The organism is Prevotella sp. khp7 (assembly GCF_900109055.1).
GTDB lineage: Bacteria > Bacteroidota > Bacteroidia > Bacteroidales > Bacteroidaceae > Prevotella.
In genome coordinates this window covers 689,638-703,922 of sequence record NZ_FOIV01000001.1, presented here as the reverse complement: position 1 = coordinate 703,922, position 14,285 = coordinate 689,638, and the positions used below count along the sequence as shown (strand labels likewise).

The window sequence follows — 14,285 nt, the reverse complement described above, 5'->3', positions numbered from 1 at the left end:
GCTATAGTACAAATGTTAGTAAATGACCCAGCCAACCTCTGAACCGCTGCCAGGTGGTGCGGCTCTTCTTCCATTCTTCAAGAGTCAGGAGGTCGCTTTTCCTCGTGTCTTCTATAAACAGATTATCGAGTTCGCGGGTGGTGGCTTCGTCTGCGATGATGGCATTTGCCTCGTAGTCATAACGAAGGCTGCGTGAGTCGAGATTGGTGCTGCCAATAGTGCAGACTTTTCCATCGACCATCATAATCTTTGAGTGATGGAAGCCTGGGCGGTAGCGCCATACGTTGGCACCTCGCTTGATGAGCTTCTTCATGTTGTACATCACGACGTCGGGGGTCAGTGGCTCGTCATACTTCGAAGATATGAGGATGTCCATCTTCACACCTCGCTCAGCGCAACGCTTCAGCGCTTTGATAACTTTGTTAGTGGGGACAAAGTAAGGATTGATAATCTTGACGGAATCTTTGGCATTGTCGAGCATACTGACGTAGAAGCGGCGCATGATCTCGTTGGAGGTGTGAGGCTCACGGTTGGCGATGCCGATCATCTTTGAGCCGCTGGGCACGCCCTGAAAATATTTCTGGTTGGTGAGCTCTTCTTTTGCTACGAGTTTCCAAAAACGTACGAAGATTCTTTGCAATTCATTGACCGCAGGACCTTCGATACGGCAATGCATATCGCGCCATTCGCCCACCTGCTCTGTTCCCACCAGATAGTAGTCGGCTACGTTCATACCACCTGTATAGGCGATTCGGCCGTCGATGACTACAATCTTACGATGGTCTCTTGGCCAGATATGATTCACCCAAGGAAAACGGATGGGGTCGAACTCATAGATGTCGATACTGTCTGCACGAAGTTTCCGCAGGTGTTTTTTCTTCAGCGGCTGATTGTTAGAGTCATTGCCGAACCCGTCGAAAACGGCTCTGACTTCTACGCCTTCCTTTCTCTTCTCTCTGAGAATGTCGAACAGTAGCGAGGCTATAGAGTCATTGCGGAAGTTGAAGTATTCCAGATGTATACTGCTTTTGGCTCGTCGGATATCGTCGAACATCAGTTCGAACTTCTCGACACCAGAGGTGATGACCTTCACCTGGTTGTTTTTGTAGAAATCGATGCCTTGATTCCGCATATCGCCGACGATAAGGGAATCGCTGGTTTGCGCGTGTCCTGTTAGAGAGAGTAGCAGGAATAGTGCTGTGCCGACTATTCCTGCTATCCGATGGTATTCATTTATCATTTTCGGTGTTTCAATCTATATTCAAGTGGCGTCATGCCGAACTTCTCGCGGAAGATGTTGATGAAATTCTCCGCAGTCATAAAACCTACGTTGACGGCCAGCTCACTCATATTTATATTTGTACGCTTCAGCAGAATGCAGGCGTGCTTGAGTCGCATGTCACGAACGAGCTCGGCTGGAGTCTTGCCCGTCAGGTTGCGAATGCGGTGGAAGAACGGCACGCGTCCCATTCCCATAGCGCTCGACATCTCTTCAAGACTGATCTGTCCGCGACTCATGTTCTGCATCACATATTGCTCGATGTTCTTGATGAGTTGCTGATCCATGGCGTCGAGCATCGAGTAATCTGAAGAGACTTCTTCGCCCAACTCGTTTTCTGGGAGAATGCCTTCAGGCAGATTGTTCATCTTTGTCAGCGACGTCTTTCTTACAATTGTCGTATCAACCTTGTTCATCGGGTCGTCGGCAGAGATTTCCGTATCAGTATCGATAGCGATGTCCTCCATACCGATGTTCTCGGTAGCGGTGGTCATACTGGTGTTATGCTCTTCAAGCATGCGCGTCTCTGCTCCCTCGATAAGGTTGCTGTTCATCTTAATGGGACCTAATCCGAGCACCTGATTGAAGCGCATGGTAGCTTCCTGCATATTGAAGGGCTTGGCCAGATAATCGTCAGCAGAAACCGTGATATTCTTGGTATGCATATCCTGCGGTGTAAGCACACCGTCGGTCATAAGTACGAACTTGATGTTCTGCGTAGCGAAGTTGGTCTTAAGCTGGTTGCACAACTCACTACCCGTCATACCTGGCATCTCCTGCTTGCAGACTACGATGTCGCACTTCATCTCGTCGAGGTCGTCGGCAGCCTTCATGATGTCATTATAGATGTGGAAGTCGTATACGTACTTCAGACGTGCTGAGGCAAACTTCAGGAAGTCTTCGTTATCGTCGATCATGACAACGATGAACTTAGATGTAGGCGAGTCGATGGTTGAATGCGAACGAGTAGCTTCTGATGTCAGAGCCTCGCTGGCTATCTCTGGTAGTTCGATTTCGCCCTTGTTATTCAGTTCCATACGATCCTGTACCACGTTCTTGGCTCTCACTTCTGGGTGCTCGAGGTTCATCTGCATATCAGTCACACGGGTGATGATCTGCAACATCTGTGAGTGGAGGGCATTGAGCTGTTCCTTTTCTTCGAGCGACTTTTCTTTCTCTGAGAGGTTACCGATGATAGAGGTCATACGGGCCATCGGCTGGCGAAGGTCATCGCTGGCAGCCTTGATTTCCTCGCGCTGAAGTTTCAGTTCCGTGATTACGGCATCCTTTCTGGCCTTGATGGCTCTCATTTGTTTTATTCCGATGCGCCAGAAGTAGATAATGACGAGCAGCACGATGAGATATGCTATAATCATCCACCATGACAGCAGCCAGTGATGCTCAACGGTTATGTCGAGTGTACGCTCCTGATTGCTGACAGCGCCCTCGGCACTAATCGCTTTAACGTGGAGTGTATAACGTCCGCTTCCAAGATCCTTGAAAGTCACACCATGGGTCAGGGCATTACCATTGCGCCAGTCTTCATCCTTGCCCTCCATCCAGTACATGAACTGCAGGCGCTCACTCTGGTTGTAGTTACCTGCGGCAAACTTGATGGTGAAGGTGTTCTGGTCATGAGCCAGGTTAATCTTATTTGTCTCGTTCATGGCCTGTGTCAGAATGACTCTGCCGTTATACTCATGTCCAACCAGCACTTCTTCCTCGCCAATGTACAGCTGAGTCAGCATAACGCGTGGCAGGGCATTATTATCTTCAACGGCTTTCTGCAATACCCAGTTGACACCGTAGAGACCGCCCAAAAGCACGTTGCCATCATCTTTGGTGAGAATGGATCCTATGTTGAATTCGTTGCTCTGCAAACCGTCAGCGGTAGTGTAGTTATACATACCGTAGTTGTTTGTACCGTCTTCGTGATTGCGCTGTACGACGATACGGCTTACGCCACGACTGGTAGTCACCCAGATGTTGTGGTTCTTGTCTTCTGCGATGCCACAGATGTTATTGTTGCAGAGTCCCTGTTTCTCTGTGAGGTACTCGAGGTCATCGGTCTCGAGGTTCAGAATGTTCAGACCTTCGCGTGTTCCCACCCAGATGAGGCCTCGTGAGTCCTGTAATATCTGGGTGATATAGTTGTTGGTGAACGGCTTGATATTGTTCGAATTGCCTGTCACGAGTTTCTTCTCCGTGGTTGACAGATTCAGGATGATAAGTCCCTCGGCTGTACCAATCAGCAGGTTGTTAGTCGTGCCGCTGGCGTTGTAGAAAAGACTGGTGATGTTATTGGTGGTCAGTTTGCCGTTTTCGCGTGTATAAGAAGAGAATGAGTTCATCCTAGGATTATACACCTGCAGACCGCCATTGGTTGCAATCCATAGGTTGCCGATCTTATCCTTACACAGGTCGTTGATGTGATCATCGATAAGGGTTGCCGTACTGTCGCGGGCCAACGAGTACACGGTCGACACACCGTTCTTGATGCGAGTCAGACCATTTCGCTTAGATCCTATCCACAAGCTGCCGTCAGGCGTTGTCTCCATACAAGAAACCTTTAAACTGGCGAGTGGACCATCATAGCCGATGATACCCTTGTCGCTTGTTCCATACCAGACGGTGCCGTTTGCATCTTGTGTCATGGCAGTGATGTCGCCCATGAGGTTAGAGCCGAAGCGGTAGATGAAATGTCCGCAATAGGCTACGCCAGATTTCTCCGTACCAACCCACAGAAGGTCGGTATCATCAACATAGACGCTTTGGATGCTGATGATTTCCTTGATCCACTGGTTGTCGTTGATGTTACGTGGCTGAACATTTTCTGTTGTGTGCGTGTTCTGGTCCATCTTGATAAGTCCCAGCTGATCGGAGCCAATCCAGATGTTTCCGTTCTTATCGCCTGTCATACCGTTGATGTTACGATCCACACCGATGCCTGTTAATCCCAGACGTTCGCCAACACTGGTGTCCCAAGTAGCAGTGTTTTTATTGTACATCATCAGTGTACCTTGTCCGTAGAGCCAGATGTTGTCTTGCTGATCAGCATAGACCTTCAGCGACTTAGTGCGCTTACGCTTCAGGGAGGGGAAACTTTCTGTTGCCCATACCGTATGCTGTTGATGCATCACGTCGCAACATACCAGTCGGCCGTCGTCGTAGACGATGATGGCGCCGTCGCGACACTCGCCAATAGAGCAGACCGTACCCTGCGGAACGCCGTGAGCATCGTCGGTATAGCCAAATTCATAAAGCAACTGCTGCTGTTGATTGTAACATACCACACCTTTGTTGGGAATGGCGCCCCAGAGATTCTTATGATGGTCTATGAAAACTATCGATGGGATGGTTTCGATACCCATGCGTGCAAAGGTCTGCTTCATGTCGCGCTCGAAACTCTCTGTCTGCGGGTGGTAGATGCAATAACCCGAGGAGGTCGAGATCAGCAGGTTTCCGTCGAGCATCTCCTGAATGGAGTTGATGTAACTGTCGTTCAGCGACGAACCGTCTTGCGAGTCGCTTTGGAAATTGCGGAAGGTATAGCCGTCGAAACGGTATAATCCTGCTGGCGTACCAAACCATACATAGCCACGTGAGTCTTTCAGAATGCAGTTCACCTGGCTGGATGTCAGTCCGTCGCGGGCATCCAGGGTCTTGAACAGATAGTCGGCTACCACCGCCATTGGCAGGGTCAGCAACAACACAATCAGAAGTTTCTTTATAGTTTTCATAAGGCTTCGGTTTCCTAAATTAAATCATACACGAGTAGTGGTCGACAACGCCCAGCAGATGATGGTCATCGTCAGTCACCAGAACGGAGTGTACTTTATACTGGTTCATGATTCGTTGTATCTCAGTAATCTTAGTCTCAGGTCTTACAGTCTTCGGTGTACGGGTCATGATATCGCTCACCGTTCTGTCGAAGAACTCTGCCCTCCACTTTTCCATTGCGCGACGGATGTCGCCATCGGTAATCAATCCAACGATTTTCCCTTCTACCTCTGCGATGCCAAGTCCCAGTTTACCTTTGCTCACGAGGATAATGGCTTCGCCCAGATGCATCTCAGGCGGCAGAGTGGGCAGGTCGTCCTTGAACATTACGTCCTGTGCTGTTGTAAGCAGTCGTTTGCCGAGTTCACCTCCTGGGTGGAACTGTGCGAAGTCGCGTGGCTGGAAGTTACGCTTCTCCATCAGTGCGATGGCGATAGCATCGCCCATGGCCAGCTGGGCCATCGTAGAACTTGTTGGAGCCAGATTCATTGGACAAGCCTCTTTCTCAACGCTTACGTTCAGATGGTAGGTAGAATATTTGGCCAGCAGTGACCCTGGATTGCCACTCATGCCGATAATGGGAATATGCATATGAAGTACCATGGGGATGAAACGTAGCAGTTCGTCAGTCTGTCCTGAGTTTGAGATGGCAAGCACCACATCGTCGGAGGTCATCACTCCTAAGTCGCCATGAAACACGTCGAGTGGGTTGATGAAGAACGAGGGGGTTCCTGTAGATGAGAGTGTTGCGGCGATCTTAGCGCCGATGTGCCCGCTCTTGCCTACACCTGTTACGATGACTTTTCCTTTGCACTCGAATATCAGACGTATAGCTTCGTCGAAATTCTCGTCGAGTTGTGAGATTAATCCGACTACGGCTTCAGCCTCGTCCTTGAAACATTGTATTGCGTATTCTCTTGATGTCATGGTTTTATTCTGATATTAGTTTCTCTACCAGCGACTCCAGCTTTTCCAGCTCCAGCATGTTGGCTGCGTCGCTCAGACCCTTGTCTGGGTCAGGGTGTACTTCAAAGAAATAGCCTGTGGCTCCAAAAGCCTTGGCTGCAAGTGCCATCTGAGGCACGAAACGGCGGTCGCCGCCAGTCTTTCCGTCGCTGCCGCCTGGGCGCTGTACGCTGTGTGTACAGTCCATGATGACCGTAGGTACTATCTCAAGCATATCAGAGATATTACGGAAGTCTACTACCAAGTTGTTGTAGCCCATCATGTTGCCTCGTTCTGTAAGCCATACGTCTTTAGCTCCTGACTCGCGTACCTTTTCTACTGGATATTTCATGTCTTTTCCACTCAGAAACTGTGCTTTCTTGATGTTTACGATACATCCCGTCTTAGCGGCTGCTACTAGCAGATCGGTCTGTCGGCAGAGGAAAGCGGGAATCTGCAGCACGTCGCACACTTCGCCAGCAGGACCGGCCTGATGGTGCTCGTGAATGTCGGTCAGAATCCTCAGTCCGTACTTCTCCTTTACGTCGGCCAGCATCTGGAGTCCACGCTCCAATCCTGGGCCGCGAAAAGAGTGGATTGAGGTGCGGTTTGCCTTGTCGAACGAAGCCTTAAAGATAATGTCAGTGCCCAACTTGGTGTTGATTTCCACCAGTTTACGTGCCACGGTGTCAAGCAGCTCGGCCGACTCTATGACGCAGGGACCAGCTATGATTGTTGTTTTTCTATTCATTTTATTGCTGCAAAAATACTTATTTTAATCAATTCTACCAAATTTTTGGCAAAAAAAGTTCGCTCATGTCTGTTGATGGCTCACTTTTCGCTGATGATATGTACATCGTGCTGTGGGAACGGTATCTCTATGTTGTTCTGATACAGAGTGTCGTAGACACATTTCAGCACTTCGCTTGTCACGTAGGATTTCTTCGGAGCCTCAGCCCAAACGGTAAGTTTGAAGTTTACGCTCGAGTCACCCATCTCAGAGACAACGCACTTCACTGGTTTCTTCTTGTCCATCCATTCTATATCCAGCTGGTTGGCAGCCGTCTCCACGAGTTCGGTTACCTGCTTTAGGTTTGAACCATAGGCTACACCGAAGGGCACGATGGTGAGCACGTAGTTGTGGTTTCGTGTCAGGTTCTTGTAGTTCTTAGCGAAGAGCTGTGCGTTCTGGAATGTGATAACCTCGCCGTAAATCGACTCTACCACCGTTGAAGTGTAACTGATGCTGGCAACTTTTCCCATGCGTCCGTCGACCTCAATCCAGTCGCCCACTTTTATGCGTCCTGTCATCAACGTGGCACCGTAGTAGATGTTCTCGATGATATCTTTCGAAGCGAAACCGATACCTGTCGACAGACCGCCAGAGATGGCGAGCAGCCAGCCTACGCTGATGTGGAGCAGTGAGAGCGATATCATAAGCCAAATACCCCATACGAATACCTGAATCACGTTCTTGCCCATTACCTCTTTCGAGGCTGCTGTGGTGGGGTCGCTATCTTCGTAGTGTAGCTTCAGCAGCGCTAGCACGGTTTTTACGATATAACGGAACACATACCACAGGGTGATGACCATCGCAAGCTTCAGAATGCTCACTAGCAGGTTCTCCATGTTGATGAAGTTGTATTTGAATATCCGCCAGCACAGTTCGCTGAGGTTGAACACTTTGGCTGCCCAGTAGACGGAGAACATGACAGAGTAAACGCTCAGCACAGGCATCACCACCTTCTCTATAAACAGATAGGCCCAGGTCTGTGTGATTGGTTTTTTGTCGTAGCCCTTACGTTTTGCATAGATAGCCAGATACTTGCTCACACAAGTGATGGTGAGAATGCATGTCAGCTGCATGATCCACCAGGTGATGAGTTGTACGGCAAGTAGCGTGTAGCCCACCCATGAGCAGACGACCGAGGCGATGGATACCGTGAGTGAGATATAAGTGTAGAAGATGTCTGACTTGGGGATGTTCTGGTTATGCTTTCTGATAACGAGCCATTGCCAGATGGTGCAGGCGAGCAGAATTGGCGGGAGGGCTATGTTCACCAACTCGTTAGGAATCAGGATGATTCTACATCCTATCACGATGAAGCCTACGGCTATCAGTGGTGCATAGATACGGAATGCACTACCCAGTTGGTCCCCTTTTACGCGCAGGAGCAGTGAGATAAGAATGACGCCCAGCAGCCAGGCATATTCCACCAACAGGTTTGAGGCCATGATGAGGAAGTTCTGGCTGGCGTTGTTCATCAATACCCCTTGTATGATGGCAAACGTGATCGTGGTGGTGGCCATTGTGATGGCGCCCTGCTTCTCCTTGAACTCTTCGGTCTTGAACCGCTTGGGCAATATAAAACGGAAGAACAGCAGGTTGAGTACCACGGCGATGATGATGTAGAAGGCGATGGCTACGAACAGACCGAAAATCCATCGCGAGCTCCACTGCGAGTTGTCGTTGTCATTGATGGTGTACTTCTTCTTTACCGTCTCGACCATCGAGTTCCAGCGCCGTCCGATATTGCTTAGCAGGGTGGGGTAGCTGTCGCCACCGTTGATGAAGATGCTGCGCTGAATGTCGCTGTATCGCTTCTGTGCATAGTCGTTGAGTTCGCTTAATCGCTGTTCCGTCTGATTGTAGTAGCGTATGTTGCGCTTCAGCTGGCTCTCGTTCTCAATCAGCGTCGAGCGTATGCTCTTGGCCAGTTTCAGACATGAGTCGCGTCGTTGCGCGCCGTATTTCGTGGTCATGATCTCAGGCAGCGCCTCCAGTCTTCTTACCAGACTGTCGTAGCGTGCACGGTCGCGCTCACTCCTTTCCAGAAATGCCGTAAACGGTATCTGACGTTTGTGAAAACTTCTGTACTGTTTCGTGGCTTCCTGACAGGCGTAGGTCATGTTGAACACGTTATCCTGATCCTGTGAATATAGCATCAGAGCATTCTGGTCGGCCTGCTTCATGGTGAGAAACAGCTGGGTGATCATCTGCTTCGTGCGTGCCTTCCGTACGGTGGAGCGCATAATAAGCTCGTTGTTATATTGTTCCAATTCAGCCTGAAGAATCATGAGTGTCTGTTCCAAATCCTTCTCTTTCAGCACGGCACTAGCCTCGACGGCACAGCCCAGCAGGATGGCGAATGTCAGTAGAAAGCGTTTCATATTGTTCGTTTATCTTGATGTGAATTTAGCACTGCAAAGGTACAAAAAAAATATGACTAAAAGAAAGTTTTCCGCCATAATCTTGCAGTTTTATATCTTTTTTGATTACTTTTGCAGTCAGAAACCACTTAAACATAAATAATATGATTCTAATAGCCGATAGCGGAAGCACTAAGACTGATTGGGCCATCGTCACCAGCGGTCAAGAACCTGTAGTCATTAATACCCAAGGCATCAACCCTGTTCATCAATCGCGTGAGGAGATAGTCCGTATCCTGCGTGAAGAGTTTGGAACAAAGATGACTGAAGATCCTGATGTGAGACGTTTGAAAAGTTCTAATATCCTGACCCCTCAGTTTCCTTATGCTGTATATTTTTATGGTAGCGGCGTACGCCCTGAGATGGAGTCGCTGATGACTTCGCTTTTGCGTGAGACATTTCCTCAGGCCGATGTTATTGAGGCGCATAGCGATCTGCTGGGAGCTGCACGAGCTCTATGTGGACGTAATTGCGGAATAGCCAGTATATTGGGTACCGGTGCCAATTCGTGCCTGTATGACGGCGAAAAGATTATTCAGCATACGCCAGCCCTTGGTTATATCATTGGCGACGAGGGTAGTGGTGCTGCGCTTGGGAAGCGTTTTGTGCATGATTTGTATGGTGGTGTTTTGTCAGAAGAAATCAAAACTGCTTTCGAGGCGGAGACGAAACTGTCACTGCCTGAAATCATTAACCGTGTATATCGCCAGCCGCTGGCCAACCGTTTCCTGGCTTCTCTGTCTGTGTTTATTCAGGACCATATAGGCGACGCAGGCGTGCACAAGGTGGTGGTTGATAACTTCATCGACTTCCTGGACTACCATATAGCCCCTTACCAGCGCAAAGATCTGCCTGTCTCGTTCATCGGAAGTGTGGCTTTTCACTACCAGGAACAGCTCAGGGAGGCTGCCGAGCGGCTGGGGTATACTATCGGAACCGTCTATGGCAGTCCGCTTGCGGCACTTATCCGCTTTCATACCAGAGGGATGGAGTAGGGGCTTCTCGTAAACCAACCCCTTCGGTATTTACGACAAACGCCCTTTTCTCGTTATGCCCCCACATTGTACACGCATATACGCATTGTGGTAGGGGCACGCAGTTTCACTGTTTCAAAATGTAACTGTGTGAGGGGGAATTGGTGCTTACCAAAAAATATTGAATTTTTCTTCCCGGAACTCTTGCATGTGTCATATTTTTATTGTACCTTTGCATCCGTTTGTGAAACTATAAATATACGATATGAAATTGAAACTTATTACCACCATTCTGATAGCAGCTGTCCTTTCATCCTGCGCTTCGAAGCAGGGTTCAGTGCAGTCTCCATTCGTAAAGGTGGAGGACGGACACTTTGTGAAAAATGGCCAGCCATATTATTATGTGGGTACGAACTTCTGGTATGGTGCTATTCTCGGCTCAGAGGGACAGGGCGGTAATCGTGAGCGCCTTTGTAAGGAACTCGACCTGATGAAGCAGATGGGAATTGACAACCTGCGTATTCTTGTGGGTTCCGACGGTGAGCGTGGTTTCAAAACCAAGGTGGAACCAACGCTGCAGGTAGCTCCGGGCGTGTATAACGACACAATCCTCGCAGGTCTCGACTACCTGTTGCAGGAGATGGGTAAGCGTGAGATGGTGGCTGTGCTTTACCTGAACAACTCGTGGGAGTGGAGTGGCGGCTACGGCTACTATCTGGAGCAGGCTGGCGAAGGGAAACAGCCGAGACCAGACGATGTAGGCTATCCTGCTTTCATGCAGGCGATGAGCAAATATGCCACTAACGAAAAGGCGCACAAGTTGTTCTATGACTATATTCGTTTCATCATCGGTCGCACCAATCGCTATACCGGTCTGGCGTATAAAGACGATCCTGCCATCATGTCGTGGCAGATAGGCAACGAGCCTCGTGCCTTCTCTACAGAGGCGCTGCCTGCCTTTGAGAAATGGCTCGGTGAGGCCTCGGCACTTATCCGCGAACTTGACCCTAACCATCTGATCTCGATAGGCTCAGAGGGCGCGTGGGGCTGTGAGGGCGACTTTGGCTGCTGGGAGCGTATTACGGCCGACAAGAATATTGACTATGCCAACATCCATCTTTGGCCCTATAACTGGGGGTGGGCAAAGCAAGACTCACTGATAGAGAACCTGCCGCGTGCCAAAGCCAATACGAAGGAGTATATAGACCGTCACTTGCAGATATGCGAGAAGATCAGAAAACCGCTGGTGATGGAGGAATTCGGCTATCCTCGCGATGGCTTCAATTTCGCTCTCGGCACTCCTACACAGGGTCGCGACGGTTTCTATGAATATGTGTTCTCCCTTGTGGGCGACAATATGGAGCAAGGGGGATACTTTGCTGGCTGTAACTTCTGGGGATGGGGCGGACTGGCCCAGCCGAAACACGAGCAATGGCTCATAGGCGACGACTATACGGGTGACCCCGCTCAGGAGGCTCAGGGATTAAACTCCGTGTTTGCTGGCGACAAGTCGACGCTGGCAGTTATCAAGGCCCAAATAGACAGAATCGGCACTTTGGCAAAATAGTGTAAGTAATGAGCAAATAAAAGTACTGACGTTCGCGTAATAAGTCGTATCTTTGCACCGCAATTTTGTAATCATCTTAAAGCAAAAGCAATGAAAAGACTACTATCAATTATTTTCTGTATGATGGCGTTCTCGACGCTGTCTGCACAGATTCGCGGCAGCAGTATTCAGGTTGTGGTGCAGCCTGATCATCAGGACTGGACGTACAAGGCGGGCGAGAAAGCCGGTTTCGTGGTTCAGGTGCTCAAGTCGGGCACGCTGCTCGACAACGTAAGCATTGATTTAGCGGCTGGTCCGGAGATGTATCAGGATGTCAAGAAAAGCATGACGCTCAAGGATGGTACCTATAAATTGACGGGTACTATGAGCCAGCCTGGTTTTTATCGTGTCGACGTGACGGCCCATGTAGACGGCAAGGATTATAGGGGCGCTTGTGGCGCAGCTTTCTCGCCAGAGCGGCTACAGCCGTCGACGGTGATGCCTAGTGACTTCTGCGATTTCTGGCAACATGCCATCGCCCAAGCCCGCAAGACGGAGCTGAACCCAACGAAGCGCCTGCTTCCTGAGCGATGCACGAAGGATGTCAACGTGTATGAGGTCTCATTCCAGAATATGCAGGCTGGCTATCGTACGTATGGCATCCTCTCAGTACCAGTAAAAGAGGGCTGCTATCCAGCCCTTCTGCGTGTGCCAGGTGCTGGCGTACGTCCTTATGGCGGCGATATCTGGACAGCCTCTCAGGGCGCAATCACCCTCGAAATCGGTATTCACGGCATACCTGTGACGATGGAACAGAAGGTCTATGACGATATATACAATGGTGCGCTCTCTGGCTATTGGGAGTATAATATGGATTCGCGCGAGAAACATTATTATATGCGCGTGATATTGGGTTGTATCCGTGCGCTTGACTATATCGAGCAGTTTACGCCCTGGAACGGAAAGGAACTGGGTGTGACAGGTTCGAGTCAGGGCGGCTTTCTGTCGCTGGCCACAGCTGGTCTCGACAAACGCGTCACCTTCTATGCTCCTGTTCACGCTGCCCTCTGCGATCATACTAATTCGCTTAAGGGCGCAGCCTGCGGTTGGCCACACTATTTCTATTGGCAATCGGCCGAAGGACGCTCGCAAGGCGAGATCAAAGGACGGGAGAAGCAGATAGAAGTGAGTCGCTACTACGACGGCGTTAACTTCGCCCGTCTGATTACTGACCAGCAGAAAGGCTGGTTCTCGTTTGGCTATAACGACGATGTTGTGCCTCCGACAACGGCCTGGGCTACCTATAACACAGTGAAGGGACCGAAAGAGATTTCCCCCTATCAGGCCACCTGGCATTTCTGGTTCCAGGAACAATGGGACGAGTGGGAAGCGTGGCTGCTTAAACAAATGAATATAAAAAATTAGAGGAATTATGAAGAAGCTTGTTTTTATGACGATAATAGCGTTTGCTGTGGCAGCATGTTCTACGGCAAAGCATAGCGAGAATGAGAAAACCAAGGCGGAGCAGCTGATGGAGCGCCTCGACACACTTCGCCAGAAAGGCTATATGTTCGGTCATCAGGACGATTCGTTCTATGGACTAACTTGGGAGTATCAGAAAGACTCGAGCGACGTGAAGAACGTGTGTGGCGACTATCCCGCCGTGATGGGTTTCGAGCTCGGTGGTATCGAGATGGGCGACGAGAAGAGTCTCGACAGCGTGCCCTTTACCAGAATATCTGAAGAAATCATCGCCCACCATCAGCGTGGAGGTATCATAACCATCAGTTGGCATCCGCGCAATCCCCTCACTACCATCGAAGGCGGCGGAAATGCAGGACAGCAGTACCCTGAAGGTACAGCCTGGGATATCAGCGACACAACTGTGGTGAAGAGCGTCCTCGAAGGTGGTTTGAAACATGAACTTTTCCAGACATGGATGCAGCGCCTCTCTGACTTCCTCGCTACCTTGAAGACGCCAGATGGAGAAAAAGTTCCTGTTATCTTCCGTCCTTGGCACGAGAATACAGGCTCTTGGTTCTGGTGGGGCGAGAGACTCTGTACGGCAGAGGAATACAAGGCTCTGTGGAATATGTTGCAGGATAAGCTCACTGCCGACGGCCTTGACAATCTGCTCTGGGCATATTCACCAGGAATGGCTCCTGACCTGACGGCAGAAAAGTACATGGAACGCTACCCTGGTGACGACCGTGTAGGAGTGGTAGGTTTTGACGGCTATCAGTGGGCGCCAGATGGTAAGATTGATTTTCAGCGTCTGTTGGATATGAATCTGACGATGCTCTGCAAGTTTGCCGAAGATCATGGCAAGGTGGCTGCGCTGACAGAATGCGGACTGAAGAATCTGAGCGATCCGACATGGTGGACTTCCACCTTGCAGCCTGTGGTTGAGAAACATCTCATCAGCTACCTGCTGGTGTGGCGCAATGCGCCTCACGAGTGGTTCGGTCCTTCGCCCGGTAAGCCCGATGCCCAGTATTTCGTCGACTTTCACAACAATGAGAAATCATTATTCCTAAACGATATTAAATAA

9 protein-coding genes are annotated in these 14,285 nt (G+C 49.8%); 4 read left to right on the top strand and 5 right to left on the bottom strand.

Annotated elements, in window-relative coordinates:
• Window position 1: 1 nt before the first annotated feature.
• The 5 genes from cls to BMX82_RS03035 all read right to left on the bottom strand — a co-directional run bounded on the left by cls (window position 2) and on the right by BMX82_RS03035 (window position 9,175).
• Window positions 2–1,240 carry a cardiolipin synthase gene (gene cls / locus BMX82_RS03055; protein WP_091765944.1) on the bottom strand — a complete coding sequence of 413 codons (1,239 nt, stop codon included), beginning with the start codon at window positions 1,238–1,240 and terminating at the stop codon, window positions 2–4.
• Window positions 1,237–5,019, bottom strand: coding sequence for an AraC family transcriptional regulator (locus tag BMX82_RS03050; RefSeq protein ID WP_091765941.1), 3,783 nt, complete (start codon window positions 5,017–5,019; stop codon window positions 1,237–1,239). The genes cls and BMX82_RS03050 overlap by 4 nt, the downstream gene beginning before the upstream one ends.
• Window positions 5,020–5,038: 19 nt before the next feature.
• Window positions 5,039–5,986, bottom strand: coding sequence for a KpsF/GutQ family sugar-phosphate isomerase (locus tag BMX82_RS03045; RefSeq protein ID WP_036913146.1), 948 nt, complete (start codon window positions 5,984–5,986; stop codon window positions 5,039–5,041).
• 4 nt (window positions 5,987–5,990) lie between these two features.
• Window positions 5,991–6,755, bottom strand: coding sequence for a 3-deoxy-8-phosphooctulonate synthase (kdsA, locus tag BMX82_RS03040; RefSeq protein ID WP_036913143.1), 765 nt, complete (start codon window positions 6,753–6,755; stop codon window positions 5,991–5,993).
• Window positions 6,756–6,835: 80 nt separating this feature from the next.
• Window positions 6,836–9,175, bottom strand: a complete 2,340-nt coding sequence (locus BMX82_RS03035; RefSeq protein WP_091765937.1) for a mechanosensitive ion channel family protein — start codon at window positions 9,173–9,175, stop codon at window positions 6,836–6,838.
• A gap of 143 nt (window positions 9,176–9,318) precedes the next feature.
• Between BMX82_RS03035 and BMX82_RS03030 the strand changes: the two genes are divergently transcribed.
• The 4 genes from BMX82_RS03030 (at window position 9,319) to BMX82_RS03015 (ending at window position 14,285) form a co-directional block, all read left to right on the top strand.
• A complete protein-coding gene (locus BMX82_RS03030; protein ID WP_091765934.1) occupies window positions 9,319–10,209 on the top strand; it encodes a hypothetical protein in 891 nt (296 codons plus the stop codon).
• 244 nt (window positions 10,210–10,453) lie between these two features.
• The gene (locus tag BMX82_RS03025) at window positions 10,454–11,755 is read left to right on the top strand and encodes a glycoside hydrolase 5 family protein (RefSeq protein ID WP_036913137.1); all 1,302 of its coding nucleotides are present in this window, start codon (window positions 10,454–10,456) and stop codon (window positions 11,753–11,755) included.
• A gap of 90 nt (window positions 11,756–11,845) precedes the next feature.
• Complete coding sequence (locus tag BMX82_RS03020; RefSeq protein ID WP_091765931.1) at window positions 11,846–13,159, top strand: acetylxylan esterase; 1,314 nt, start codon at window positions 11,846–11,848, stop codon at window positions 13,157–13,159.
• Between the two features lie 7 nt (window positions 13,160–13,166).
• On the top strand, window positions 13,167–14,285 hold the full coding sequence (locus BMX82_RS03015) for a glycoside hydrolase family 26 protein (RefSeq protein WP_091765927.1): 1,119 nt from the start codon (window positions 13,167–13,169) through the stop codon (window positions 14,283–14,285).

Bases quoted from the DNA above. Each gene is read 5' to 3' on its own strand.
- cls (WP_091765944.1), bottom strand. From the start codon at position 1,240: ATGATAAATGAATACCATCGGATAGCAGGAATAGTCGGCACAGCACTA.
- BMX82_RS03050 (WP_091765941.1), bottom strand. From the start codon at position 5,019: ATGAAAACTATAAAGAAACTTCTGATTGTGTTGTTGCTGACCCTGCCA.
- BMX82_RS03045 (WP_036913146.1), bottom strand. From the start codon at position 5,986: ATGACATCAAGAGAATACGCAATACAATGTTTCAAGGACGAGGCTGAA.
- kdsA (WP_036913143.1), bottom strand. From the start codon at position 6,755: ATGAATAGAAAAACAACAATCATAGCTGGTCCCTGCGTCATAGAGTCG.
- BMX82_RS03035 (WP_091765937.1), bottom strand. From the start codon at position 9,175: ATGAAACGCTTTCTACTGACATTCGCCATCCTGCTGGGCTGTGCCGTC.
- BMX82_RS03030 (WP_091765934.1), top strand. From the start codon at position 9,319: ATGATTCTAATAGCCGATAGCGGAAGCACTAAGACTGATTGGGCCATC.
- BMX82_RS03025 (WP_036913137.1), top strand. From the start codon at position 10,454: ATGAAATTGAAACTTATTACCACCATTCTGATAGCAGCTGTCCTTTCA.
- BMX82_RS03020 (WP_091765931.1), top strand. From the start codon at position 11,846: ATGAAAAGACTACTATCAATTATTTTCTGTATGATGGCGTTCTCGACG.
- BMX82_RS03015 (WP_091765927.1), top strand. From the start codon at position 13,167: ATGAAGAAGCTTGTTTTTATGACGATAATAGCGTTTGCTGTGGCAGCA.